The organism is Myceligenerans halotolerans, assembly GCF_054782975.1.
The window spans coordinates 340,053-364,061 of sequence record NZ_BAAGRL010000012.1; the positions used below are offsets into that span (position 1 = coordinate 340,053).

The following is a 24,009-nucleotide window of genomic DNA, read 5'->3' on the forward strand; positions in this document are numbered from 1 at the left end:
GACGTGGCCGCGGATTGCCGTCGCCGCGTTCCGGCCGGTGTATCGACACCGAAGTGCGCGAAAAAAGAAAAGCAACGGCAAAGAAACTCTGGGGGATCGACGAAAAATTGGCCGGGCGCGCGGGCGGCCCCTCCGTCCTCAAAGGGGTGAAAAAACTGCATGATAGTCGAGCGACCTACTTCCCAGGATATCCCGATAACGTCGGGCTTTGGTGTTCCTGAGAATCGACGCTATTCTTCGGCCTGTTGCGCGCATCGAGGCGCGACATCCAGCTGAAGGAGCACCCCATGAACCGTCTCGCCGCGCTCGGAGCCGTAGCGCTCCTCGCGGTCGGCTTGGGCACCGCCCCGGCCGCCGCCGCGCCCATCGCCACCGACTACGTTGACGACGCCAACACCTGCAAGGACGTGCCGGACTTCGCGGATGTCGAGAAGATCGACCTCCCCGGCGAGAAGCTGACCCACCCCGTGGAGGCCCCGGAGGGTAGGCTGATCTCCGCATACTGCGTCAAGGCCGGCGATGCGGCGAGCGGCGCCGGAGTATGGGTCGAGTACCTCGAAACGCCTGTGGCCGAGCTGACGATCGAGCACCCGTCCGGCAAGGCGATCAGCCACTACGCCTTCATCACGGTCCCGGGTCCGACGCCGACCCCCACCCCGACGCCGACCCCCACCCCCACACCCACCCCGACGTCGACACCCACCCCGACGTCGACACCCACCCCGACGTCGACTCCGACCTCCGAGCCGAGCACGGCCACCGAGGAGCCTGGCGAGGAAACCCCGGACGAGGACGGTGACGTGCTCGCCGTGACCGGTGCCGGCCCTGCCATCGGCTACGCGCTGCTCGCGCTCGCCCTGGCCGGCGGCGGTGCCGCGCTGCTGGTGCTGCGCAAGCGCCGGATGTCCTGATCCGCCTGCTGCGTATCGAGTGATCCCGCCGGGGTGGCGGCCCGGTTCTCGGGTCGCCACCCCGGCGGCGTGCGCTTCCGCACTAGGGTTTGCGTCCGGGGGAGCGCTGCTCCGGACCGAGCCCGATGCCCAGCGGCCCGGTGGAGGACGGGGTCGAGGAAGCTGAGGATGACATGGACGCCACTGGTGGTACGTACCGCGAGATTCGGAGTGAGGCGACGGGACCGGCTCACGCGACAGACGTCGACGCGTCGCTCGGGAACGGGTCACGGACCGGGGCGCCGACGGGTACTCCGGCGACAAGGGCCGTCGGCGTCTCCGCGGAGCGGATCCTGTCCGGCCCAGGAACGATCGTCGTCACCGCACTCGTGGCGACGGGTCTCGCCGCCGCGGCGGCGGTGATGTTCCTGCTCCGGCGCCGGAGGCGGCGGGCGAATGCCGTCGGCGGATCGGCGCCGGCGGACGAACCCCGGCCGGAGCCGTCGCCGGAAGCGAGCCCGCGGCCTCGCCGCGCGGCGCCGAAGTTCGTGGTCGACGACGACACGGGCGAGTTCCCGAGCCTGCGCTGACGCCTCGGCGCGCTGGAGCGGACGCTGATCTCGCGTCGACTCCTGTGGCGCGATCGCCGGCACGGAGACCGCCAGACGGTTCCTGGGTGACGTCGTCGAACCGTTCCTCTTCGGCGACCGCGGGTCGACGACGGTGTGTGCGCGGGGGCTCAACGTCGACGGACGGGGCAACGTTATAACCGAGTCTTCTGTAGACCCCCGGCCAGGACGGCTTCCAGGATCGTGGCGGCCCCGTGCTGCTCCAGAGTTCCCGTAGTGACATCGGCCGCGGCACGGACGACGGCGGACGCGCCACCCATGGCGACCGCGATCGCCGCCCACCTGAACGCCGGCAGATCGTTCACGGCGTCCCCGATCGCGAGGGTGCGGTCAGGGTGGACGCCGAGGCGGCGGCGCACGTGGTACAAAGCCGTCGCCTTGGACAGCGGGGCGGGCGTCAGATCCAGCCAGCGGTCCGACGCCGGTGTCGCGGTCACGTCCAGTTCCCGCAGTTGATGGGTCAGGGTCTCGGCGATGTCGGGTGCGCGCAGCACGAGGCGAGGTGTGGCCTCCGGTAGCTGCTCGGGGGCGACGAGGGTCTGGCGGCCGTTCAGGGTGCCGGGCTCGAACTCGTGGGTGACGTGGTAGCCGACGCCGACGGTCTCGGCGGCGATCTGCACCCCGGGTACGAGTTCACGGGCGCGTTGGACGACGGGTGCGGCGTGGAGCATGTGGGTGTCGGTGATCTCGTATCCACCGGGAGCGTTGGCCGCGAGGCGGGCGATGACCGCACCGTTCGAACAGACGATCCATCCTGAGGTGAGGCCGAGGCTGGCGGCGACCGGGAGCACACCCACGAGGGACCTGCCGGTACTCAGGACGACGTGATGTCCGGCGGCGACCGCGTCCTGGACGACATCGGTGGTGATGGGCGGGACGTCGATGGTGCCCTCGGCGACGATGGTGCCATCCACGTCGAGCGCGAACAACATGGGGTCCGTGGGGCTCGGGGGCGGGGCGGTGGTGGTCGTTCTGGTGCTGTTCATCGAGTGGTCCTAGCTGCGTGGCGGGGTGTGTGAGGGAGTGCGTGGCGTCCGAGAGCGCCGGTCGGGCGGAGCGCCGCCGTCGGGGTTCCGGGTTCGACGGCGGTCGTGGCGGGCTCGTGCGTCGCTGTTGGCCCGTCCCTCGCTTCCGGTGTGTCACCGATGACGACGCACGCCGCCCCGATGGGCTCCAGCTCATGAGCGATGAGCGCGTATGCGGTCGCGAGGGTGGTAGCGGCCGGAATGGTCACGAGCCGGGCTTCGTGCCGACGTGCCGCGTCGAGGACCTGGCTGATCGTGTAGCCGTCGAACCGGTCGGTGACGATCTGCGCCAGCGCGTACCCCTCAGTACGCGCGTAGTCGGTGACGGTCGCGCGCTGCTGGTCCAGCTCGCCGTCGTCGGACGCGGACACGTACCCGACCGCGACCGGGGCGGGCGCGTTCACGTTCCGGCCGCCTGGATCGTGGCCGGAACGTAGATGCGCACCGCGGCGGGACGCGGGCCGCGGACAGTCGACAACCAGCCGGTCCAGCGCACGAACTCGGTGTTCCTGATCATGCTCGTGCCGCCTTGGACGAGGCCGAGTCGGCTGGACATCCGAGTGCCGTCCGCGTGTGTCGATGCGATCACCTCGACCACCACCGCATGCACCGGCCGACCGGCCTGGTCGAAGTGGCCGGTGGATTCGGCCACCGCCCCAACGGGGATGAGGGATGCGCCGTACTGAACGGCCAGCCCTGCGAGGGTCTTGTAGGCCCTGTCGATCTCGTCGGCTTCAGCCATCCCATCCTCGTCCCCCTAGCCGGTCTGGATAATCTAGATCATCTAGCATATGGAGTAGATCATGGGATGGCGCGGCAGGTCAACGCCGAGGAATAGACTGGCTAGATGTTCCGACGACCCAGAAGGCGGTGACCCGCGTGGCGTCCCGCATGGGCAAGCAGGTGATCGCCGACCAGCTGCGGCAGAAGATCCTCAGCGGCGAGCTCGCCGAGGGTGACAAACTGCCGACCGAGGTGGAGCTCATCAAGACCTACGACGTCGCGCGGATGACCGTCCGCGACGCCCTGGGCATCCTCATCAACGAAGGGCTGATCCAGACGGTGCGTCCTCACGGCACGTTCGTCCGGACCCGCCGCCGGATGCAGTACCGCCCGCAGTCCGATCTCGTACGTCGCACCGACGACGCGTCACGGGTTGGGTTCCTGACCGATCAGGAGAAGGCCGGTCGCGCACCGACCCAGACCATCGAGGTGGCCATCGTCCGCCCTCCACAGGACGTCGCCGAACGCCTACTGCTTGGCCCGGACGACGTCGCGGTCGTGCGACGGCGCCTGCGATCCCTCGAGGACGAACCCTTCCTGACCAACGACTCCTACTTCCCCCTGGACATCACGCAGGGGACACCGATCATGCATCCGCAGGACATCGCTCGCGGCGCCAACCAGGTTCTCGCCGAGCACGGGCACGTCCAGGTGCGCGCCACGGACGAGTTCACCGTCCGCATGCCCACCCCCGACGAGCAGCACCGGCTCGATCTCGCCCCAGGAACTCCCGTGGCCTATCAGCTCACCACCGGCTACGGCCCCGACGACAAGCCGCTGCGCGTCGCCGTCACCGTGCTGCCCGGCGACCGGCACGTCATCATCTTCGAGCGGCCGGGCCTGACTCCCGAGGAAGACCCGGCACCATGACGACCCTCAAGACCACACGGCCCGCTCGACGAACCGGTAGTCCAAGCCTCCAGGACGAAGCCGTCGCCTGGCTCCAGGCCCTGGGCACAGACCAGTGGCAAGACCTGCGGCCTCACCGCCACGGCACCGGACGCAGCCTCGCCGAGGCCATCGAGCGCGGCGAGGTCTACATCGTGCGCGACGAGGACCGCATCACCGGCACCATCACCCTCGACGAGTACGCCGACCCCGAGTTCTGGATGCCCGGCGACCACCCCCACGACGCGCTGTACGTACACCGCATGGTCGTCGCGCGAGAAGCTCGCGGGCAGGACACCGGCGGACAGATGATCGAGTGGGCCCGGACGCGCGCCGCCGCGCAAGGAAAACAGTGGCTACGCCTGGACGCCTGGCGCACCAACGCCGAACTGCACAACTACTACCTCCGACACGGCTTCGAGCACGTCCGCACCGTCAACCTCCCCCACCGAGGCAGCGGCGCCCTCTTCCAGCAAGCCGCGACCCGCGAAGAACGAGACACCAGGTGAACGGCAGGGTCGCAGGGCTCTGAGGGCATTGAAGCCGAAGCCGACGACGGCCCTCGGTCAGGCCGCGTCCGGGTACGCGACACCCGTCGTGGCATGGCAGCGGTAGCCATCTACGTGCAAAGCCAAATACTGCTGGTGGTAGTCCTCGGCCAGGTAGAAGGGGCCCACCTCGGCGGCAGGGCGCAGTTCCGTGGTGATGGGGTCGTACCCCTTGGCGTCGAGCACCTCCGCGTAGCGGGCGGCAGTCTCACGGGCGGCCGCACCCTGCTCGGGCGCGGTCCAGTAGATCGCAGAGCGGTACTGGGTGCCGACGTCGTTTCCCTGACGGAAGCCCTGGGTCGGGTCGTGGCGCTCCCAGAAGAGCTTCAGAAGCTCCTGCTCCGAGACACGGGCCGGGTCGTAGGCCACCATGGCGGTCTCGGTGTGCCCGGTGCGGGCGGAGCAGACCTCCTCGTAGGTGGGGTTCGGCGTCGTGCCGCCCATGTAGCCGACGGCGGTCGACACCACCCCGGGCACCTGCCAGAAGATCTCCTCGGCACCCCAGAAACAGCCCATGGCGAGGTACAGCACGCGGGTACCCGGCTCCCACGGCCCGGTGAGCGACGTGCCGAGCACCGTGTGCGTGCGCGGTGCCGGGAGGACCGGTGACTCCCGGCCGGGAAGAGCGTCCTCGGGGGCGACCATCGTGGTCTTGCCCTGGCCGAACAGCGACTCGAAGAACGACATGGCTGCAACCTCCTTGATGTGGCGTCCGGGAGAACGCCGCTGCGGCGCGCGCTGTTCCGGACGTGACCACAGTCTCCGTCAGGCGACGTCGAAGGAGGAAGCGAAGTGCTCGATCTCGGCGGTCACGTCCTCGACGGTCTCAAGGTTCTTCCGCCAGTCGTCGGGGATCTCCAGGCGATGGTCGCCGCCCGGCACCTCGACGAAGTCGGCCCGGAGCCCCGACACGAGGTCGTGGTCCCAGGCCGGATCCGCGCTGCCGCCGACCAGGAGATGGTCCGCTTCGAGGCCGGTGACGGCCTCCCGCACGTCGGCCGCGTCGTCCGACGTCAGCAGCGGTGTCAGCCAGATGCCCGGCAGGCCCAGCCGCGCGGCGGCAGGGATCGCGAGCGTGCCCAGGGACTTGCCGATCACGAGGTGGGTCGCGCCGTCGCCGGGCGCGTCGGGTCCTTCGAGCAACGCGGAGACCGCCGCGCGGGCAGCGGCGAGGCCGGGCTCCCCGGACCATTCCGCGACACGGACGGTCCAGCCCAGTTCGCGCAGCGCCGCGCGTGAGTGATAGAGGAGGGGGGCCGTAGCGGTGTAGTCGGATCCGGGCAGTACTGTCACGACCCGGCCCGGGTCGCCTGCGGTCCGGTGGAGCTCGTAAACGCTGGACACCTGCCCAGGATGACAAAGGGCCCGACGGAGCGAAAGGAAAGTCGGTGGTACCGCCGATGTTTCAGCCCTGGCCGAAAGGACGGCCCGGCTCCGGCTCCCGCCGCGTCCGTGCACGACCCGCGACGTCGGCGGGGGTTTCTGTGCAGGAACTGGCGTGTCCCTGTGATCTGCGCGTGGCGGCAAGTGGTGTGCGTGCGTGCATCGCCTACGTTGGGAATCGTGATCGAGAACGAGCCTGCCGTGGCCTCCGCCGTGACCGAACCGAGGGCCGATGCAACGTCTTCCGCGGGCACGATCACACGTGCTGCGCAGGACGAGGTGAAGGAAACCGACGCGCCCGAGCCGACGCGGCCGACGGCCGGCCCCTCCGAGGCCGCCGCGTCCCCGGCGTCGTCCGACCACGACGGCGGAACCACGGTTCCCCGCACCATACGCGAGGCGGCGTCGTGGTCCTGGCGCATCCTGCTGATCGGCGCGGCGCTCGCCGCGGTCGGGTGGCTGCTGGCGAGGCTCCAGGTGATCGTCGTCCCCGTGGCGGTGGCGCTCCTGCTGGCGGTCATGCTCACCCCCGCGCGCCGGCTCCTGCAGCACACGCTCCGGGTGCCGCGCGGGGTCGCCGCCGGCCTCTCCCTGGTCGGCCTGATCGCCGCGGCCGCCGCGCTCGTCACCATCGCGGGGCAGCAGCTCGCGACCGGGTTCACCGACCTGTCCGAGGAGGCCATCGCGGGGTTCGGGGAGCTGACGACGCTCCTCGACGAGCAGTTCGGGTTCGATCTGAACAACTATCAGGCCCAGGTCGTCACCGAACTGGAGGCCCAGCGGGACGCGATCATCGCGGGCGCCCTCGGCGCCGCCGTCACCGCCGGTAACCTCCTGATCGGCACCCTCATCGCGCTGTTCTGCACGTTCTTCTTCCTGCACGACCCCCGGGGCATCTGGAGCTGGCTGGTCGGCCTGCTCCCGACAGGAGCGCGGGACCGGGTGCACCAGGCGGGACGGCGCGGGATCGTGACCCTCTCCGCCTACGCGCGCACCCAGATCCTCGTGGCCGGCGTCGACGCGATCGGGATCGGCCTGGGCGCCGCGTTCTTCGTGCCGACCCTCGCCGTGCCGATCGGGGTCCTCGTGTTCATCGGCGCGTTCATCCCGATGGTCGGCGCCGTCGTCACCGGCGTGATCGCGACCGTGGTGGTCCTCGTCGCCCAGGGCTGGGTCGCGGCGCTCATCATGCTCGGCATCGTCATCCTCGTGCAGCAGATCGAGAGCCACGTGCTCCAGCCCTTCCTCATGGGCCAGGCCGTCTCCCTGCACCCGGTCGCCGTGATCCTCGCCGTCGCCGCCGGATCGTTCGTGGCCGGCATCGCCGGCGCGCTCTTCGCCGTGCCGCTCGTCGCCCTGCTCAACACCGTGGTCCTCTACCTGAACGGGCACGACAAGTTCCCGGAACTCGGCGACGACGACAAACTCCCCATCAGATGGATCGCCCCCGACGCCCCGCCCCTGCGCATCCCCCTCCGCCGGGTGGCGGACACCGCCGACGACGGCGAGTAAGAGGTCGCGCGGATGGGTGTGGTCGGTCGGTCGTCCTTGTGGTCGGTCTCCTGAGGGGCCGACTGCAAGGACAGCCGACCGACCACATCGCCTACCCGCGCCGCGCCATCCACAGGATCAGCAGCTGACTTGTGGCGCCCCGACGCCCGTCCTAGTGTCGCGGGGTGACCCCCAGTACCGTTCCCTCCGTGAGCGCGGACGATGTCCGCGAGGCCGCGAGCCTCCTCGACGGCGTGATCACCCGCACGCCCGTCGTCGAGAGCCGGGCACTCTCCCAGCTCGCCGGCGCCAAGGTCGTCCTCAAGTGCGAGAACCTCCAGCGAGCCGGCTCCTTCAAGGTCCGCGGTGCCTACACGCGCCTGTCCCGGCTCACACCCGAGGAGCGTGCGCGCGGTGTCGTCGCCGCCAGCGCCGGGAACCACGCCCAGGGTGTGGCGCTCGCGGCGAGCATGCTCGACATCGACGCGCTGGTGTTCATGCCGGTCGACGCGCCCCTGCCGAAGCTGTCCGCGACGCGCAACTACGGCGCCGAGGTGCGCCAGGTCGGCAGCAGCGTGGACGAGGCGCTGTCCGCGGCGCGCGTCGAGGCCGCCCGCTCGGGGCGCATCCTCATCCACCCGTTCGACCATGCCGACATCGTCGCCGGCCAGGGCACGATCGCCCTGGAGATCCTCGAACAGGTGCCCGACGTCGCCACGATCCTCGTGCCGCTCGGTGGCGGCGGCCTCGTGGCCGGGATCGCGGCCGTGCTGGCCGACGCGGCACCGCACGTGCGCGTCGTGGGTGTGCAGGCCGCGCAGGCGGCGGCCTACCCGGGATCGCTGGACGCGGGCCGTCCGACGGCGGTCACCCTCCAGCCGACCATGGCCGACGGCATCGCGATCGGCACGCCCGGCCAGGTGCCTTTCGGCATCGTGGCGGAGCGTGGCGTGGAAGTGCGCACGGTGAGCGAGGACCTGCTGTCGCGCGGGCTGCTCCTGGTGCTGGAGCGCGGCAAGCTCATGGTGGAGCCCGCGGGGGCGGCCGGCGTGGCCGGACTGCTGGCAGCAGCCCCCGGAGAGTTCGCCGGGCCGATCGTGCCGGTGCTGAGCGGCGGCAACATCGACCCGCTCGTGCTGCTGCGCGTGATTCAGCACGGCCTCGTCGCCGCCGGCCGCTACCTGCAGCTGCGGGTCCGTGTCCAGGACCGGCCCGGCGCACTGGCCGGCCTCGTCGACGCGATCGCGGCGGCCGGCGCGAACATCGTGCAGGTGGAGCACTCGCGCACGGACGTGTCGCTGTCGGTGTCGGAGGTGCTGGTGCATCTTCAGGTGGAGACCAAGAGCGCCGAGCACCGCACGTCCGTCGTCGAACGCCTGCGTCAAGACGGGTTCGCGGTCGAGGTGAGTTAGACAGCCCCGGGGGCCTCGCCCGCTGAACCGCAAGGCCGGCGTGGCTCCCGGCCGCTCAACCGCAGGGACGCGCCGACAATCCTCGGGATTGTCGGCGCGTCCCTGCGGTTCGGCGGCTGTCGCCGGGCCGCCGTTGCGGTTCGGCGACCGGGATTGGCCTCCCTGGCCTCCCGTTGCGGTTCGGGAGCCGGGAGCGGCAGGAGGGAGATCAGGCGAACGGCTTGGCGTCCATGATCTCGACCTCAATCGTCTTGCCGTTCGGCGCCTCGTAGCTGCTCTTGTCGCCGACCTTCTTCTCGACGATGGCCGCGCCCAGCGGCGAGGTCGGCGAGAAGACATCCATGTCCGTGTCGCCGGCCATCTCGCGGGAGCCCAGCAGGAACGTCTCGCGGTCCCCGAAGATCGAGACCGTCACGACCATGCCGGGCTGCACCGTGCCGTCGTCGGACGGGCGCCCCACCTGGACGGTGCGGAGTTTCTCCGTGAGCTCCTTGATGCGGGCCTCGTTCTTCGCCTGCTCCTCGCGAGCGGCGTGATACCCGCCGTTCTCCTTGAGATCGCCCTCGTCGCGTGCGGCGGCGATGCGCTCGGTGATCTCCGCGCGGTAAGGGCCGGAGAGGCGCTCCAGCTCGGCCTGAAGCCGGTCGTACGCGTCCTGGGTGAGCCAGGTGACAGAGGTGTCGGTCACGGGGGCTCTCCTTTCGTGGTTGCTCGTTCGAGCGGCGGTGGGGCACCGACAACGCGCAAGACCCGCCGAACGGGAAAGCACGCACGTGCCCGTTCAGCGGGTCTGTACAGCGTGTGAAACGACAATTCTATCAACGGACCGCCCCGGAAGTGTCAAGGGCTTACCGAACAATGGTCGACGATGCCGGTCGTCGCCTCCTGCGTGGTGCGGACATCGGCGGTGACCCGGATCGTGTCGCGCTCTCCCGGGCCCACCTCGACGTCGAGCGAACCGACCTCCGCGTAGCTGGGGCTGAGCGCCGTGACGGTGCACACCGCCGTCGTCCCCGGCGGCATCAGCACGTCGAACGTCACCGAGATCTGCTCCGCGCTCTCGATGGAGAACCCGATGTCCCGGAACGAGACCGGGTTGCGCTGTGCGTCGGACCAGGCGAACCAGGCCGCGCCGGCGACGCCGGCGGACAGTGCCGCCGCGATCGCGATCCGCGCACCGGCCGAGAGGCGCGGCCGGCCGGAGGGACCGGTCTCGCGCGGCGGGCGGCCGTAGCGGTCTGCTAGGGGGTCGGAGCTCATAGTGACATGATGGTGCATGTCGCCGACATCGACGAAGAGCCCGCTGGGAGCCCGGCAGAAGACGCCGATCGATGTCGGGCGCGTACTACATTGCCGTCGACTGCCGGCCAGGAGGTCCAGGTGTCCGAATCCGAGCGTGAGCCGCTCCGCCTCATGGCGGTGCACGCGCACCCCGACGACGAGTCGAGCAAGGGAGCCGCGACCACGGCCCGCTATGTGGCCGAGGGCGTGGAGGTCCTGGTCGTGACGTGTACCGGCGGAGAGAGGGGCGACATCCTCAACCCGTCGTACGTCGTGCCCGAAGGCCACGAGTTCGACTCGCTCGAAGGTCGCAGCGCGGTGCGCCGCGAGGAGATGGCCCGCTCGGCCGCCGCGCTGGGCGTGCGGCATCACTGGCTGGGCTTCGTCGACTCCGGGCTGCCCGAGGGCGACCCGCTGCCCCCGCTGCCCGAGGGCTGCTTCGCCCTGGTCCCGCTCGAGGAGGCATCGGAGCCGCTGGTGCGCCTGGTGCGCGAGTTCCGCCCGCACGTCGTGACGACCTACGACCCCTCGGGCGGGTACCCGCATCCCGACCACATCAAGTGCCACGACGTGTCGGCCGAGGCGTTCGCCGCCGCGGGCGACGCGTCGCGCTACCCCGGCGCGGGCGAGCCCTGGGAGCCGATGAAGCTCTACTACAACCACGGCTTCTCGATGGAGAGCCTGCGTGCCGTGCATGAGGCGATGGAGGGCGCGGGCCTGGAGTCCCCGTTCGGCGACTGGATCGAGTCCCGCACCGCCCGGGAGATCCCCGAGCGGGAGGTCACCACCTACGTGGCCGTGTCCGGCTACTTCTCCCAGCGCGACGACGCACTCCGCGCGCACGCGTCCCAGATCGACCCGGACGGGTTCTTCTTCGCGGTGCCCCGCGACATCGAGGCCGACGTGTGGCCGTGGGACGAGTACGAGCTGGCAGAGTCGAACATCCCGCTCCCCGAGCGCGCGCACGGTGAGCACGAGGACGACCTGTTCGCGGGCGTGCGCGAGGCGCTCGACGCCGCGAGCGGAGCCGAGGAAGACGGCCGCGAGCACGCCGAGGTGATCGCATGACCGGGGCGATGTCCGCGCCGGCCGCCGTCGTCGTCGGCGAACGGTGGGCGGAGCTCCTGACGTCGGCGTCGGTCCCCGACCCGACCGAGGGCGTGCTGCGGCCGGGCCTGGAGGAGACGGACATCACGCCCGGCCTGATCGGGTTCCTCGTCACGTTCGCGGTGGCGGTCGTATGTGTGTTCCTCTTCCTGTCCCTGACGCGGCACCTGCGCAAGGCGCGGCGTAACGCGGAGGAGCAGGGCCTGGACGTCGGCAGGCGCGAGGGGATCGAGATCCAGCGGGATGTGGACCACCGGCCGCCGGCGGACCGCTATCCCCGGGACGGCCAGGGCCAGACCCACATCCCGCCCGGCGGCGTGGGGCCCGCGTGACGAGCGACGCGGCATCCGGCGTCACGCCGGACGATACGGGGACGACGGCGGTGACAGCCGCGACCCGTGCCGGAACGTCGGCGGAGCGAGCAGGCCTGACGGACTTGACGACGACGACGACGGAGCGGGCGGGCGCGACCCGCGCCGGAACGATGACGGAGCAGCCAGGGCGGAACGGACCGGGGACGACGACGGCGGCCGCCGGGACGCCGGACCGGCCCGCCGACGCCCCGGCCAAGGTCCGGGTCACGGTGGCGCAGCTCACCGTCTCCGACGACGCGGCCGCCAACCGGATGACGGCCGAGTCGGCCTTCCGTGAGGCGGCTCGCGTCCGGGCGGACCTGCTGGTGCTGCCCGAGTACGCCTCGGCGTACGACCCGCGCGGGGTCGGCGCCGACCACGCCGAGCCGCTCGACGGCCCGTACGTCTCGATGCTGCGGCGCCGTGCCGCCGAGACCGGCGTCGCGGTGATCGCCGGGGCCGTCCTCCCGGCCGCCGACGGGCGCGCGGCGAACGCGCTCGTCGTCGTGGGGCGCGACGGGTCGCTGGCCGGGGTCTACCGCAAGGTGCACCTCTACGACGCGTTCGGGACGCGGGAGTCGGACCGTCTGGAGCCCGGTCCCGCCGACGCCGAGCCGGTTACCCTGCCTCTCGGTGACCTCACGTTCGGGGTGCTGACCTGCTACGACCTCCGCTTCCCGGAGTCCGCGCGGCGCGCCGTGGACGCGGGCGCCGATGTCCTGGTCTACCCGGCGGCCTGGATGGCCGGGCCGCTCAAGGCGGACCACTGGCACACCCTGCTGCGGGCGCGGGCGATCGAGAACACCGCGATCGTGCTCGGCGTCGGGATGGCAGGCAAGAGCGTCACGGGACGATCGTTGCTGGTGGGGCCGGACGGCGTCGTCGGCCTCGAACTGGGGGACGGGCCGGAGATCCGCACCGTCGACCTGGATCCGGCGGGCGTCAGCGCCGCGCGCCGCACCAACCCGTCACTGGCCAACCGCCGCTACGCCGTCGTCCCGAAGTAGCTCACGAGCCGGTCAGGCCTACGGCCGGCCGACCACTCCCTGGCCGCCGGAAACGTTGTGAAGACACGAGGACGCGACGCAGGAGCGCCCGCAGGGGCTGAGCCCGGCGGCTCAGGAGAACCGAGCTCAGGAGAACAGAGTTCAGGACAGCACAGCCAGGTAGATCGCCACGACGTGCGAGGCGAAGCCCACGACCGTGAGCACGTGGAAGATCTCGTGGAAACCGAACCAGCGAGGGCTGGGGTCGGGCTTCTTCGTCGCGTAGACGACGGCACCCAGGGTGTAGGCGACACCCCCGGCGATGATGAGCCACACCACGGCCGGCCCGCCGGCCTCCCAGAACGGCCGCATGTAGCCGACGGCGACCCAGCCGAGCGCCACGTAGATCGGCGTGTAGACCCAGCGTGGTGCGTGCAGCCACACGATGCGCCCGATCAGCCCGGCCAGCGCCCCGCTCCACACGATGCACAGGAGGATCGTGGCGGCCTGCCGGTCCAGCAGCGTGACCGCGAGCGGGGTGTAGGTACCGGCGATGATGAGGAAGATGTTGGAGTGGTCGGCGCGGCGCAGGACCCCCTCCACCTTCGGGGACCAGGTGCCGCGGTGGTACACCGCGCTGGTGCCGAACAGCAGGGCGGCCGTGAGGCCGAAGACCGCGACGGACCATCTGGCGGCGGCGTCCGGCGCGAGCACGACCAGCGTGATGCTCGCCGCGAGGGCGAGCGGGAAGGTTCCCGCGTGGATCCAGCCGCGCAGGTGCGGCTTGATCTTCCGCTCCACCGTGTCCGAGACGGTCGTGGAGATGGTCTGGACGACGCCGGTCACACTGCCCCGCATGTCGTCGAAGGTATCGCCGACGCGGTCGAAGGTGCCGGACACCTTGTCGCGGACGTTCTCCACGGGGCCCGACGGCGGTCGGCCGGGCTGGTTCGTTGCTGCTGCCACGCTTCATCTCCTCTGCTCGGCCGACAACGAACCTACGGTAGCGTAGGTTTCAACCAGGGTAGGTGGCCGATCCCGGGACCGGCGGCGGGGCTGTGAAGATCCTGCGTCGGGTTGACGGGAGGGCCCGTGCTATACGCATCCCGGGGCGCGGTAGCGTTTTCCCGTGCGTCTGCCCTCACCTCTCTACCGACTCTACGAGCGCCGCCTCGCCCGCAGCCTCGACGGTGCTTCGCTGCCCCGGCACATCGGCGTGATGCTCGACGGGAACCGGCGCTGGGCCAAGTCGTTCGGTGAGACCGCGGCCACGGGACACCGGCGGGGCGCCGACAAGATCGCGGACCTGCTCGGCTGGGCGGAGCCGCTGGGGATCGAGGTCGTGACGCTGTGGATGCTCTCCACGGACAACCTGAGCCGTTCGGCGTCCGAGCTGGAGAATCTCCTGGAGATCATCGAGGACGCGGTCCGCGACCTGGCGGAGTCCGGTCGCTGGCGCCTGCGCGCGATCGGGCGGCTCGACCTGTTGCCGGAGCGCCTCTCGCGGACGCTGCGCCAGGCGCAGGAGGCGACGTCCGGCGTCGGCGGGCTGCAGGTGAACGTGGCCATCGGCTACGGCGGCCGGCAGGAGATCGCCGATGCCGTGCGCTCCTACCTCACGGAGGAGGCCAAGAACGGCGCGACGCTCGAGGAACTCGCCGAGCGGACCGACGTCGAGCACATCGCCGAGCATCTGTACACGCGGGGTCAGCCGGACCCCGAGTTGGTCATCCGCACGTCGGGGGAGCAGCGTGTCGGCGGGTTCCTCATGTGGCAGTCGATGCACTCGGAGTACTACTTCTGCGAGGCCTACTGGCCCGCGTTCCGGAGGGTCGACTTCCTGCGCGCCCTGCGCGATTTCGCCCAGCGGGAGCGCCGTCTCGGCCGATGATCCGGCGCCTCCGCGGCGCTCGGCGCGGACGGTGTCCTGACGCGGGTTTCCGCGTGGAGGCACCTGTCCTGAAAATCCACATCATATTAGTCCTTCCTGCGGAAATCTGAGCCGCCCTCGGGTAGCGTGCAAGTCCAGGCAGGAGAGGAACACACTCGATGACAGTGAGAGAACGGCCGGCTCCGACAGCCCGCGAGGCGGCGGAGGCATGGGAGTCGCTCTTCCGTACGCAGGTCACCTTGATGCGCCGGCTCCTCGCCGACGACATCTGGGACGAACTGAGCATGCGCGAGTACGACGTGCTGTTCACGCTCTCCGGCGGCGCCGGCTCGATGCGGCTGCGAGACCTGAACGAGAACATCCTGATGGCTCAGTCGTCCTTGTCGCGCCTGGTCGATCGCCTGGAGCGGCGGGGTCTGGTGCGGCGGGAGTCCGCACCCGAGGACGGCCGGGGCGTGAAGGTGGTGCTCACCGACGCCGGCGCGAGGCTGCAGAAGGAAGTGGGGCTGCGGCACGTGCGGTCGATCGCGCACTACGTCGGGTCCGCGATGCGGGCCGACGACCTCGCGACCCTGCGGGCGCTCCTCGACAAGCTCCGCGCGGCGCAGTCGGGAGTACCGGACCGATCCCGGGTCGGCTCGTAGCGGCCGGTACCCGAGATCCGTCCCCCAGGTCAGAGAGTGACCCGGGTGATCGCGTCCGCGACCTCGCGAACGGCGACCCGTGACATCGCAGCGCGCCGGCCCACCAGGTGGATGTCCCGCTCCAGCGGGTCGCTGAACGGCAGGATCCGTACGGCGTAGCGGCCGTCGACGGCGAGGCGGGGCAGCAGCGTCACCGCCAGGCCGGCCTCCACGTACCGCAGCAGGGAGCCGTGCGACATGCAGCGCGCGGCCACCCGTGGCCGGAACCCCGCGCGCAGGCACAGGCGCTCGGCCAGGTCCGCCAGGTGCGCCCCCGGTTTCTCGAAGGCCCAGGTCGCGTCCGCCAGCGCCGCCAGGTGTACCGCGTCGTGCGGGCCGCCGGGCGTCGGCACCCCCGGCGGAGTCGCGTCCTCGGCCAGGACCAGGACGACGTCGTCCCTCGTCAGCGGGGTGCGGACGAGGTCGGGGTCGGACGGCTCGGGGGAGTCCTCGAAGTCTCCGCTCACCGCGAGGTCGACCTCGCCGCGATGCAGCGCGGGCAGGGCCTCCGACGGCTCCGCCTCGGTCAGGACGACGGCGATCCTCGGGTGCGTCGCGCGCAGGTGCCGCACCGCGGGGATCAGGATGGTGTGGAGCACGCTCGTGAACGCGGCGACCCGCACCGTGCCGGTGGGTTCCGAGTGCAGGCCGGCGATCTCGGCCTCGACCGACTCGATGTGATCCAGGATCTCCGTCGCGTGCCGCGCGAGCGCGAGCCCGACCGGCGTCAGGCGGACGCGGCGCCCGACACGTTCCAGCAGGTGGGCCCCGGATTCCTTCTCCAGGGTGGCGAGCTGCTGCGAGACGCTCGACGGGCTCATGTGCAGCACCTCCGCCACGGCGCGCACGGTGCCGAGCTGGTGGAGCTGGCGCAGCAGATGGAGTCGCCAGGGATCGAGCATGCCGGTGGAGCGCCTCTCTGTTCGGTTTCTCCGAACATTCTATTCAGAAATGTGACCTGGACCGCACAGCGGGACCGGCCTACCGTCGAAGAATGAAGATCGGAATCCCCACGGAGATCAAGAACAACGAGAACCGTGTCGGCATCACCCCCGCCGGCGCGCACGAGCTCGTTCGTCGCGGTCACCAGGTCCTCGTCCAGGCAGGCGCCGGTATCGGCTCGGGCTTCACCGACGAGGCCTATCGCGTGGCCGGTGCGGTCACGCTCGCAGGAGCCGACGAGGTGTGGGCGGACTCGGACATGGTGGTCAAGGTCAAGGAGCCGATCGAGCCGGAGTACGGCAGGCTGCGCGGGGACCAGGTGCTGTTCACCTACCTGCACCTGGCGGCGTCCGAGCCATGCACCCGCGCGCTGCTCGATGCCGGCACCACCGCCGTCGCGTACGAGACCGTCCAGTTCCCCGACCACTCCCTCCCGCTGCTCGCGCCGATGAGCGAGGTGGCCGGCCGCCTGTCGATCCAGGCGGGCGGCTACCACCTCCTGAGCGCGGCCGGCGGCGCCGGCCTCCTGATGGGCGGTGTCCCGGGCACGCCCAAGGCGAAGGTGCTGGTGATCGGGGGCGGCGTGGCCGGCGAGCACGCGGCGGCGAACGCGCTGGGCATGGGCGCCGACGTGACCGTCGTCGACATCTCCCTGCCGCGCCTGCGCGAGCTCGACCACCGCTTCGGCGGGCAGCTCCACACCCGGCACTCCACCCAGTACGAGATCGCCGAGCAGGTGGAGCGGGCCGACCTCGTCATCGGCTCCGTCCTGGTGCCCGGCGCCGCGGCGCCCAAGCTGGTCACCGACCAGATGGTGAAGGCGGCGAAGCCGGGGACCGTGTTCGTGGACATCGCCATCGACCAGGGCGGCTGCTTCGAGGGCTCGCGCCCGACCACGCACGACGACCCGACGTACAGCGTGCACGACGCGCTCTTCTACTGCGTCGCCAACATGCCCGGCGCGGTGCCGCAGACGTCCACGCGCGCGCTGACCAATGCGACCCTGCCGTACGTCGTCGCCCTGGCGGACAAGGGCTGGGAGGAGGCCCTGGCCGCGGACCCGTCCCTCGCCAAGGGGCTCAGCACCCACGCGGGCGAGCTCCGCAGCAAGGAGGTCGCGGAGGCGCTGGGCCTCGGCTACGCCTGATCGAGGCCGCGAGGTTCCTGCGGTGCGCGTGTGGCCGATCCGGTTGTTCCGCGGTGTTCGCCCGGAACGACGTCGTTCCTGCCGTGCGCGTGTGGCCGGTCCGGTGTCGACCGACCATCAGCCCTGGCGGGCGAGCGGCGCCGCGCCATAGGTTGGACGACATGGCTCAGGAGGTTGCGGAGAAGGCCACCGAGATCGTCGTCGTCCCTGCCAACGAAGCGTCCTGGGACGACATCCGGGCGGTGTTCGGGGAGCGCGGCGTTCCCGCGTGGTGCCAGTGCCAGTGGTTCAAGTTCCCCGCCCGGGAGATGGACGCGCTGGACCGTCCCGCACGCGAGGAGCACCTGCGGGAGCAGACGGCGTGCGGCGACCCGGGCGCGTCGTCGACCAGCGGGATGATCGCGTTCCTCGACGGCGAGCCCGCCGGCTGGTGCGCCGTCGAACCGCGGACCGCGTACCCCCGGCTGCGGACCTCCCGGCTGGTGTGGTCCGGTCGCTCCGAGGACCCCGACGACGCCTCGGTCTGGGCGGTGACCTGCTTCGTGACCCGCAAGGGCTACCGGCAGCGCGGCATCGGGACCGCGCTGGCCCGGGCGGCCGCCGGATTCGCGCGGGAAGGTGGCGCGACGGCGGTCGAGGGCTACCCGCTGCTTCCGCGCCAGGCCGGCGCGGGACGCAACAACTCCGGCGACCTGTTCGTCGGGAGCGTCGGCATGTTCGAGTCCGCCGGGTTCCGCGAGGTGAGCCGGCCCACCGAGCGCCGTGCGGTCATGCGCCTGGAGTGGTGACACGTCGTCCGACGCCGTCGCGGGTCCGGTCGCGGGCCGGCCGCAGCTTCAGGAGCTGGGCCGAGCCACGGTCCGGCGCCTCGACCGGTGAGCCGTCCCGGCGCGTCGCCGGTTCGTCCATCTACGATCGGGGCCGTGAGCACCATGCGTGTCATCGTCGCCCCCGACTCCTTCAAAGGCAGCCTCAGCGCCCCCGAGGTCGCCGCCCGCGTCGCCGACGGCGTCCGCGTCGCCCGGCCGGACGCCGTCATCACCTGCCTGCCCATGGCGGACGGCGGTGAAGGCACCCTCGAGGCACTGCTCGCCGCATGGGACGTCGCGCCCCGGACGGTCGACACTGTCGACGCCGTCGGGCGGCCCCGCCGGGCCAGGTGGGCCGCCTCGCCCGATGGCCGGACCGGCGTCGTCGAACTCGCGGAGGCCAGCGGCCTCCCGCACGTCAGCGACGCGCCGCCGCAGCCTCTGCACGCGAGCACGCGCGGCACCGGCGCCGTCGCCCGCGCCGCCCTCGACGCCGGCGTCGAGGAGGTGCTCGTCTGCCTGGGCGGCTCCGCCTCGACCGACGGCGGCGCCGGCATCCTCACCGGCCTCGGCGCGCGACTCCTCGACGACGACGGCGCCGACGTGCCCGACGGCGGCGAGGGCCTCGCGCGGGTGACCCGCATCGACCTCGACGGTCTGCACCCACGGGCCCGCGAGGTCCGCTGGCGGCTCGCCGTCGACGTGACCAACCCGCTCGTGGGCGAGCACGGCGCCGCCCACGTGTTCGGTCACCAGAAGGGCGCGAGCGACGGCGACGTCGGCTACCTCGACGACGCGCTGCGCCGCTGGGCCGGCGTCCTCGAACGCGAGACCGGCGTGCGTACCCACGACCTGCCCGGTGCCGGAGCCGCCGGCGGCGTCCCGTCCGGGCTCGTCGCCGTCCTCGGCGCCGAGACCGAACAGGGTGCGCTGCTCGTCGCCCAGGCGATCGGGCTCCCCGAGGCGCTCGCGGACGCCGGTCTGGTGTTCACCGGCGAGGGCTCGTTCGACTCGCAGTCGGTGCGAGGCAAGGTCGCGGACGGCATCGCACGCCTCGCAGCGGCGGCTCCGGGCAAGCCGCCCGTCGTCGTGCTGGCGGGGCAGGTGCTGCTGCCCGCGCCGCTGGCCTGGGAGGCCGGGATCGCGGCGGCGTTCTCGATCGCGCCCGGCCCGGTGGAACTGGACGACCTGCTCCACCGCACACCGGCCCGCCTGACCGACCTGGCGGCCCAGGTCACGAACCTGGTCCTGACCTCCCGCGGCTGACCGGCTCCTGCCGAACCGCCGCCCGGTTGCGGTCGCCGCCGCCGTCGCTGCGGCCCACTGCGGCCGTCTGCGGCCGTCTGCGGCGCGACCACGCCATTCCGGCTGGCGGCAGCACGACCACGCCATTTTGCTTGATGAGAGCGCGCACACCAAGCAAAATGACGTGGTCGCGCGTCCAGCAGGCGAAATGGCGTGGTCGGCCGTCAGGGGGTGGCCGGGGTCGGTGTCGCTCGGGGGCCGGCCGTGCGGGCGGGGCGGCGGATCAGGGGGATCACCGCGGCTACCGCCGCCAGTTGGATGAGGCCCGTCGTCACGAGGACCGGGCCTGCGCCGAACGCTCCGATGATCGCCCCGCCCACCAGGAGCCCGGCGGACGCCCCGCCGTTGTGCAGCACCGTCTCCGCGGTGAAGGCCGCTCGTCGTGCGTCGCCCGAGGTCCGCTCCGTGATGAGCGCGTTGAGCGCGGCGATCCCGAACGGGATCGGGATCCCGCCCAGGGCGGCGACGGCGGTCACGGCGACCAGGTCCGGCGCGGCCAGCGGGAACAGCAGGAACGAGATGCCGAGCACCGCCCAGGAGACGAGGATCGCCGCCATCCGCGGTACGCGGTTGATCACCAGCGGGACGAGGAACGAGACGCCGACGGTCGCGGCGCCGTAGCCGGACATCGCGGCCGCGACGATCTGCCCGGGCCGGTCGAGCTCCGCGCCCAGCAGCGCGAGACCCAGGGGGAACGCGAACCACGTGATGCCACCCACCCCGGCCAGGAGGATGCCGATCGCCAGGTCGAGGTCGCCGCGGAGCACCGACCGGATCGTGACGCGGTCGCGCAGGACGGCCGCCGCCGGCGTGTCCGACGACGTCGCGGCAACTCCCTGCGCGGGCGCCGCGTCACGGTCGTCCCCGTCGGCGACGGCGGAGTCGCGACGGGCGCCCGGCACCGTGACCATGGCGACCGCCGCGAGCCCGACCGCGGCGGCCTCGCACCAGAGCAGCGGTACCGCGCCCCATACCACCAGCAACCACGCGCCGAGCGGCGGCGCGAAGATCATCGACGACCGGTGGGCCATGTCCTGCCAGGCGAGTGCCTTGGCGCCGACGCCGGGCGCGACGTCGTCGGCGAGATCCGCGGTGAGGGACCGCTGGGCAGGCGCGAGCAGTGCGCCGGTGGCGCCGGTGACCAGGCCGGCGGCACACAGGACGACGGCGTCGACTCCTGTGGTCACGGCCGCCACCGGGACCAGGGCGAGGCCGGCCACCTGGATCGCGAGCAGCACGGCCAGCGCCCGCCCCGAGATCAGGAGGTGCCGCAACGGGCGCCCCCACCACGCGGACGTCAGCAGCGGGAGGCCGGCGAAGCCTCCGACCAGGCCGGTCGTCCAGGCGTCGCCGGTCTGGTCGAGGGCGACGAGCGGGAGCGCGACGGCGGTGATGCGCTGGCCGGTCCAGGTGACGAAGGTGGTGCCCGTGAGTGTGAGGAGGTTGCGATCCACACCTTCGATCCTGAGGGCGGCGCCGCCGACCCGGTAGACGCGGGATCACCACCCTCGCTCATAGAATTGGCCTATGGCCTCATTGCCCAGTGTCGACGATCTGCGGCTGGTCGACGCCGTCGCGCGGCACGGGTCGCTCGGCGCGGCCGGCCGCGAGCTGCTGATCACCCAGCCGTCGGCAAGCCAGCGGCTCGCCGCGCTGGAGCGCCGGATCGGGACTCGCCTGTTCGACCGCGACACCACCGGGGCGCGGCCCACCCCCGCGGGCCGCGAGTTCTGCGCGCAGGCCGCGCACATCCTGGACCACCTGCGCGGCATCTCCGAGCGCTCGCTCGCCGCCGCGCAGTCGCGTACGACGTCGGCCGGCACCATTCCGAGTCTCGCGGGGACGTTGTTCGCCGCGCTGGACGTCCTGCTCGACGACGTGGTGGTCCAGCCCGAGGTGGAGCACGGCCCGCGGCTGCTGGAATGGGTGGAGCGGGGCACGCTCGACGCGGCGTTCGTGACCATCGCGAAGCAGGTCCCGATCGCGCGCGGCCTGGTGGTCACGGAGGTGGGGCTGCACGACCTCGTCACGCTGCTGCCGCACGGTGCCCCGGGGCGCGGGTCGGGGCGGCGGCCCTACGCCGGACAGACCGTGATCTGCTGCGCGCTCGACGAGTCCCGGGACCTGCTGCTGCGCAGGCTGACGGCGCTGGGCGCGCACGCGAGGCACTCGGCCACGGCGGAGTCGGCGGTGCGGACGGCGCGGGAGCGGGGCTGCGCGGTCGTCGTGCCCGACATGGTGGCGCGCTGGTATGCGGCGCCCGGCGACCATATCGAGCCGTCACCGATCCGGTCCCGGGTCCGGCTGTCGATGGTGAGTCGCAGCCCGGCGCCGTCGGTCCTGCTCGACGCGCTGCCGGCCCTGAGAGAGCGGCTGCGGGAGGGGAACGTCCACGCGCGGGGGAGTGGTTCCTGACAGGGTGTCGCATGGATGTCACGTCCCGTTGGCCGTCCTGCGGTCGGGCCCGGGAACCGGTCGGTGGAAAGATATGGGCATGCCCGCGAATCTCCCCCAGCCTGCGGCGCACGCCGCGGCGCCCTACGACGCGCTGATGCTCTACTCCTTCGGCGGCCCGGACAAGCCCGAGGACGTGGTCCCGTTCCTGCGGAACGTCACCGCGGGCAAGGGCATCCCCGACGAGCGGCTCGCGGAGGTCGGGGAGCACTACTACCAGTTCGGTGGCAAGAGCCCGATCAACGAGCAGAACCTCGCGCTCAAGGCCGCGCTCGAGGCGGAGCTCCAGCGGCGCGGGATCACCCTGCCCGTCGTGTGGGGCAACCGGAACTGGGCGCCCTACACCACCGACGCGATCGACGAGCTGGAGCGGCTCGGCGCGAAGCGCGCCGTCGCCCTGGTGACCTCCGCCTACAGCAGCTACTCCGGCTGCCGCCAGTACCGCGAGGACCTCGCGGTCACGCTGCGGGAGCGCGGGCAGCTCGGGCCCGACGGCTCCACCGGCGTGCAGTTCGACAAGATCCGCTCGTACTTCAACCACCCGGGCTTCGTCCAGGGCAACATCGACGCCGTGCTGGACGGATATGCCGCGCTCGCCGATGCCGGCGGCGCCGGGGATCGCGCACGCCTCGTCTTCGTGACCCACTCGATCCCGGACACCATGGAGGCGGCGTCCGGCGTCGGGCACGCCACCTACTCCGAGCAGCACCGCAGCGTGGCCGCGCTCGTCGCGGCGGCGGTCTCCGAGAAGCTCGGGCACGACGTCGAGTGGGACCTCGCCTACTGCTCCCGCTCCGGCCCGCCGAGCCAGCCGTGGCTCGAGCCGGACATCAACGACTACCTCGAAGCCCTCGCCGCGGACGGTGTCCGGGACGTCGTCATCTCCCCGATCGGCTTCATCAGCGACCACATGGAGGTCGCCTACGACCTCGACACCGAAGCCCTGGCGACAGCGAAGGGTCTCGGCATCACGGCCGTGCGCGCGGGCACCGTCGGCACGCGTGAGCCGTTCGTCCGTGGACTGGTCGACCTCCTGCTGGAACGCGCCGCGCTCGCCCGCGGTGAGGACGTCATCGAGACTACGGTGGGTGACCTGCCGGCACTGCCGTCCGTGACCGGCCCGAACTCCTGCCTGCGGCGCCATGAGGAGCCCGGCGGCATTCCCGCACTCTGCTCGGAGGACATGTACCAGTGAGCGACAGCACCCGCCCCGGCGCTCCGGCGTCGGACAACCACCACATCCACGGCGACACCGGTCAGCAGGTCGACTCGGACGCCATCAACGCGACCATCCGCTACACGATGTTCTCTGTGTTCAGCCTCACCGAGACGCTCCCGCAGGACGAGGGCGAGCGCAAGGAGCTCGTCGCCGAGGCGGAGGACGCCGCCTGGGGCGATCACGGGACGACGACGGACGCCGGGCGGGACAGCGCACGCACCGAGGGAGACCTCGTGGTGCGCGGCTGGTACGACGTGGGTGGCCTCCGCTCCGACGCCGACCTCATGCTCTGGACGCATGGGCCGTCGATCGAGGCCGTGCAGGGCGCCTATCAGCGGCTGCGCGCCACGACGCTCGGACGGTACCTGGAGCCGGTGTGGTCCGTGGCCGCGCTGCACCGCCCCGCGGAGTTCAACCGCGGGCACGTGCCGGCGTTCCTGGCGGGCGAGCAGCCGCGCGACTACCTGTGCGTGTACCCGTTCGTGCGGTCCTACGACTGGTACGTGCTGCCCGACGACGAGCGCCGCACCATGCTGCGCGACCACGGCATGGCGGCCGCCGGGTACAAGGACGTGCGCGCCAACACGGTCTCCGCGTTCGCCCTGGGCGACTACGAGTGGATCCTCGCCTTCGAGGCGGACGAACTGCACCGCATCGTGGACCTCATGCGGGACCTGCGTGCCACCGAGGCCCGCCGCCACGTCCGCGAGGAGACGCCGTTCTTCACCGGGCCGCGCACCACGCTCACGGACTGGGCGTCCCGCCAGCCCCTGAGCTGAGGAC

27 protein-coding genes are annotated in these 24,009 nt (G+C 71.7%); 17 read left to right on the forward strand and 10 right to left on the reverse strand.

All coding sequences use genetic code 11. The features are described 5' to 3' along the window. Positions 1–287: 287 nt before the first annotated feature. Positions 288–911 carry a hypothetical protein gene (locus ACYVK5_RS10680; RefSeq protein ID WP_460704646.1) on the forward strand — a complete coding sequence of 208 codons (624 nt, stop codon included), beginning with the start codon at positions 288–290 and terminating at the stop codon, positions 909–911. Between the two features lie 173 nt (positions 912–1,084). Next, positions 1,085–1,480, forward strand: a complete 396-nt coding sequence (locus tag ACYVK5_RS10685; protein WP_460704648.1) for a hypothetical protein — start codon at positions 1,085–1,087, stop codon at positions 1,478–1,480. 173 nt (positions 1,481–1,653) lie between these two features. Here ACYVK5_RS10685 and ACYVK5_RS10690 read toward each other — a convergent pair whose 3' ends face one another. The 3 genes from ACYVK5_RS10690 to ACYVK5_RS10700 are packed head-to-tail and all read right to left on the reverse strand — an operon-like array spanning position 1,654 to position 3,286. After that, positions 1,654–2,505, reverse strand: a complete 852-nt coding sequence (locus ACYVK5_RS10690) for an HAD family hydrolase (protein WP_460704650.1) — start codon at positions 2,503–2,505, stop codon at positions 1,654–1,656. Further along, positions 2,502–2,948 carry a hypothetical protein gene (locus ACYVK5_RS10695; protein ID WP_460704652.1) on the reverse strand — a complete coding sequence of 149 codons (447 nt, stop codon included), beginning with the start codon at positions 2,946–2,948 and terminating at the stop codon, positions 2,502–2,504. The genes ACYVK5_RS10690 and ACYVK5_RS10695 overlap by 4 nt, the downstream gene beginning before the upstream one ends. After that, entirely contained in the window at positions 2,945–3,286 is a 342-nt protein-coding gene (locus ACYVK5_RS10700) for a hypothetical protein (RefSeq protein WP_460704654.1), read from the reverse strand. The genes ACYVK5_RS10695 and ACYVK5_RS10700 overlap by 4 nt, the downstream gene beginning before the upstream one ends. Before the next feature lie 137 nt (positions 3,287–3,423). Between ACYVK5_RS10700 and ACYVK5_RS10705 the strand changes: the two genes are divergently transcribed. Beyond that, positions 3,424–4,197, forward strand: coding sequence for a GntR family transcriptional regulator (locus ACYVK5_RS10705; protein WP_460704656.1), 774 nt, complete (start codon positions 3,424–3,426; stop codon positions 4,195–4,197). Further along, positions 4,194–4,724: a GNAT family N-acetyltransferase gene (locus tag ACYVK5_RS10710; RefSeq protein WP_460704658.1), complete on the forward strand. Its 531-nt coding sequence runs from the start codon at positions 4,194–4,196 to the stop codon at positions 4,722–4,724. The genes ACYVK5_RS10705 and ACYVK5_RS10710 overlap by 4 nt, the downstream gene beginning before the upstream one ends. Before the next feature lie 57 nt (positions 4,725–4,781). On the opposite strand, the gene msrA is transcribed toward ACYVK5_RS10710, so the two are convergent. Both msrA and ACYVK5_RS10720 read right to left on the reverse strand, forming a co-directional pair. Beyond that, a complete protein-coding gene (gene msrA / locus ACYVK5_RS10715) occupies positions 4,782–5,450 on the reverse strand; it encodes a peptide-methionine (S)-S-oxide reductase MsrA (RefSeq protein ID WP_460704660.1) in 669 nt (222 codons plus the stop codon). Between the two features lie 78 nt (positions 5,451–5,528). Further along, complete coding sequence (locus ACYVK5_RS10720; RefSeq protein WP_460704662.1) at positions 5,529–6,107, reverse strand: hypothetical protein; 579 nt, start codon at positions 6,105–6,107, stop codon at positions 5,529–5,531. A gap of 219 nt (positions 6,108–6,326) precedes the next feature. Here ACYVK5_RS10720 and ACYVK5_RS10725 point away from each other — a divergent pair, with 219 nt between their 5' ends. Both ACYVK5_RS10725 and ilvA read left to right on the forward strand, forming a co-directional pair. Beyond that, on the forward strand, positions 6,327–7,658 hold the full coding sequence (locus ACYVK5_RS10725; RefSeq protein ID WP_460704664.1) for an AI-2E family transporter: 1,332 nt from the start codon (positions 6,327–6,329) through the stop codon (positions 7,656–7,658). A 188-nt stretch (positions 7,659–7,846) separates the two neighbouring features. Further along, positions 7,847–9,049 (forward strand): threonine ammonia-lyase, encoded by a 1,203-nt coding sequence (ilvA, locus tag ACYVK5_RS10730; protein WP_460704666.1) that lies wholly within the window; start codon positions 7,847–7,849, stop codon positions 9,047–9,049. Between the two features lie 208 nt (positions 9,050–9,257). Here ilvA and greA read toward each other — a convergent pair whose 3' ends face one another. Then, complete coding sequence (greA, locus tag ACYVK5_RS10735) at positions 9,258–9,737, reverse strand: transcription elongation factor GreA (protein WP_460704668.1); 480 nt, start codon at positions 9,735–9,737, stop codon at positions 9,258–9,260. A 152-nt stretch (positions 9,738–9,889) separates the two neighbouring features. Further along, the gene (locus ACYVK5_RS10740) at positions 9,890–10,309 is read right to left on the reverse strand and encodes a DUF4307 domain-containing protein (protein WP_460704670.1); all 420 of its coding nucleotides are present in this window, start codon (positions 10,307–10,309) and stop codon (positions 9,890–9,892) included. 153 nt (positions 10,310–10,462) lie between these two features. Here ACYVK5_RS10740 and mca point away from each other — a divergent pair, with 153 nt between their 5' ends. The 3 genes from mca to ACYVK5_RS10755 are packed head-to-tail and all read left to right on the forward strand — an operon-like array spanning position 10,463 to position 12,797. Continuing rightward, positions 10,463–11,398, forward strand: a complete 936-nt coding sequence (mca, locus tag ACYVK5_RS10745; protein WP_460704774.1) for a mycothiol conjugate amidase Mca — start codon at positions 10,463–10,465, stop codon at positions 11,396–11,398. Then, positions 11,395–11,769, forward strand: coding sequence for a hypothetical protein (locus ACYVK5_RS10750; protein WP_460704672.1), 375 nt, complete (start codon positions 11,395–11,397; stop codon positions 11,767–11,769). Before mca ends, ACYVK5_RS10750 begins: the two co-directional genes overlap by 4 nt. Beyond that, the gene (locus ACYVK5_RS10755; RefSeq protein ID WP_460704674.1) at positions 11,766–12,797 is read left to right on the forward strand and encodes a carbon-nitrogen hydrolase family protein; all 1,032 of its coding nucleotides are present in this window, start codon (positions 11,766–11,768) and stop codon (positions 12,795–12,797) included. The genes ACYVK5_RS10750 and ACYVK5_RS10755 overlap by 4 nt, the downstream gene beginning before the upstream one ends. Before the next feature lie 141 nt (positions 12,798–12,938). Here ACYVK5_RS10755 and trhA read toward each other — a convergent pair whose 3' ends face one another. Continuing rightward, positions 12,939–13,634 carry a PAQR family membrane homeostasis protein TrhA gene (gene trhA / locus ACYVK5_RS10760; protein WP_460704776.1) on the reverse strand — a complete coding sequence of 232 codons (696 nt, stop codon included), beginning with the start codon at positions 13,632–13,634 and terminating at the stop codon, positions 12,939–12,941. 271 nt (positions 13,635–13,905) lie between these two features. Between trhA and ACYVK5_RS10765 the strand changes: the two genes are divergently transcribed. Together ACYVK5_RS10765 and ACYVK5_RS10770 are read left to right on the forward strand one after the other, a co-directional pair. Then, positions 13,906–14,667, forward strand: coding sequence for an isoprenyl transferase (locus ACYVK5_RS10765; protein WP_460704676.1), 762 nt, complete (start codon positions 13,906–13,908; stop codon positions 14,665–14,667). Positions 14,668–14,825: 158 nt separating this feature from the next. Then, complete coding sequence (locus tag ACYVK5_RS10770) at positions 14,826–15,311, forward strand: MarR family winged helix-turn-helix transcriptional regulator (RefSeq protein ID WP_460704678.1); 486 nt, start codon at positions 14,826–14,828, stop codon at positions 15,309–15,311. Positions 15,312–15,340: 29 nt separating this feature from the next. Here the strand turns inward: ACYVK5_RS10770 and ACYVK5_RS10775 are convergent, their stop codons facing one another. Continuing rightward, positions 15,341–16,252, reverse strand: coding sequence for a LysR family transcriptional regulator (locus tag ACYVK5_RS10775; protein ID WP_460704680.1), 912 nt, complete (start codon positions 16,250–16,252; stop codon positions 15,341–15,343). A 92-nt stretch (positions 16,253–16,344) separates the two neighbouring features. Here ACYVK5_RS10775 and ald point away from each other — a divergent pair, with 92 nt between their 5' ends. From ald to ACYVK5_RS10790, 3 genes are all read left to right on the forward strand, one after another. After that, on the forward strand, positions 16,345–17,439 hold the full coding sequence (gene ald, locus ACYVK5_RS10780) for an alanine dehydrogenase (protein ID WP_460704682.1): 1,095 nt from the start codon (positions 16,345–16,347) through the stop codon (positions 17,437–17,439). 161 nt (positions 17,440–17,600) lie between these two features. Beyond that, positions 17,601–18,227 (forward strand): GNAT family N-acetyltransferase, encoded by a 627-nt coding sequence (locus ACYVK5_RS10785; RefSeq protein ID WP_460704684.1) that lies wholly within the window; start codon positions 17,601–17,603, stop codon positions 18,225–18,227. A 144-nt stretch (positions 18,228–18,371) separates the two neighbouring features. Further along, entirely contained in the window at positions 18,372–19,514 is a 1,143-nt protein-coding gene (locus tag ACYVK5_RS10790; protein WP_460704778.1) for a glycerate kinase, read from the forward strand. Positions 19,515–19,717: 203 nt separating this feature from the next. Here the strand turns inward: ACYVK5_RS10790 and ACYVK5_RS10795 are convergent, their stop codons facing one another. Continuing rightward, a complete protein-coding gene (locus tag ACYVK5_RS10795; protein ID WP_460704686.1) occupies positions 19,718–21,007 on the reverse strand; it encodes an MFS transporter in 1,290 nt (429 codons plus the stop codon). Between the two features lie 73 nt (positions 21,008–21,080). On the opposite strand from ACYVK5_RS10795, the gene ACYVK5_RS10800 reads away from it, so the two are divergent. From ACYVK5_RS10800 to hemQ, 3 genes are all read left to right on the forward strand, one after another. Continuing rightward, on the forward strand, positions 21,081–21,968 hold the full coding sequence (locus ACYVK5_RS10800; protein WP_460704688.1) for a LysR family transcriptional regulator: 888 nt from the start codon (positions 21,081–21,083) through the stop codon (positions 21,966–21,968). Between the two features lie 79 nt (positions 21,969–22,047). Beyond that, positions 22,048–23,202: a ferrochelatase gene (locus ACYVK5_RS10805; RefSeq protein WP_460704690.1), complete on the forward strand. Its 1,155-nt coding sequence runs from the start codon at positions 22,048–22,050 to the stop codon at positions 23,200–23,202. Then, on the forward strand, positions 23,199–24,005 hold the full coding sequence (gene hemQ / locus ACYVK5_RS10810) for a hydrogen peroxide-dependent heme synthase (protein ID WP_460704692.1): 807 nt from the start codon (positions 23,199–23,201) through the stop codon (positions 24,003–24,005). The genes ACYVK5_RS10805 and hemQ overlap by 4 nt, the downstream gene beginning before the upstream one ends. Positions 24,006–24,009 lie beyond the last annotated feature (4 nt).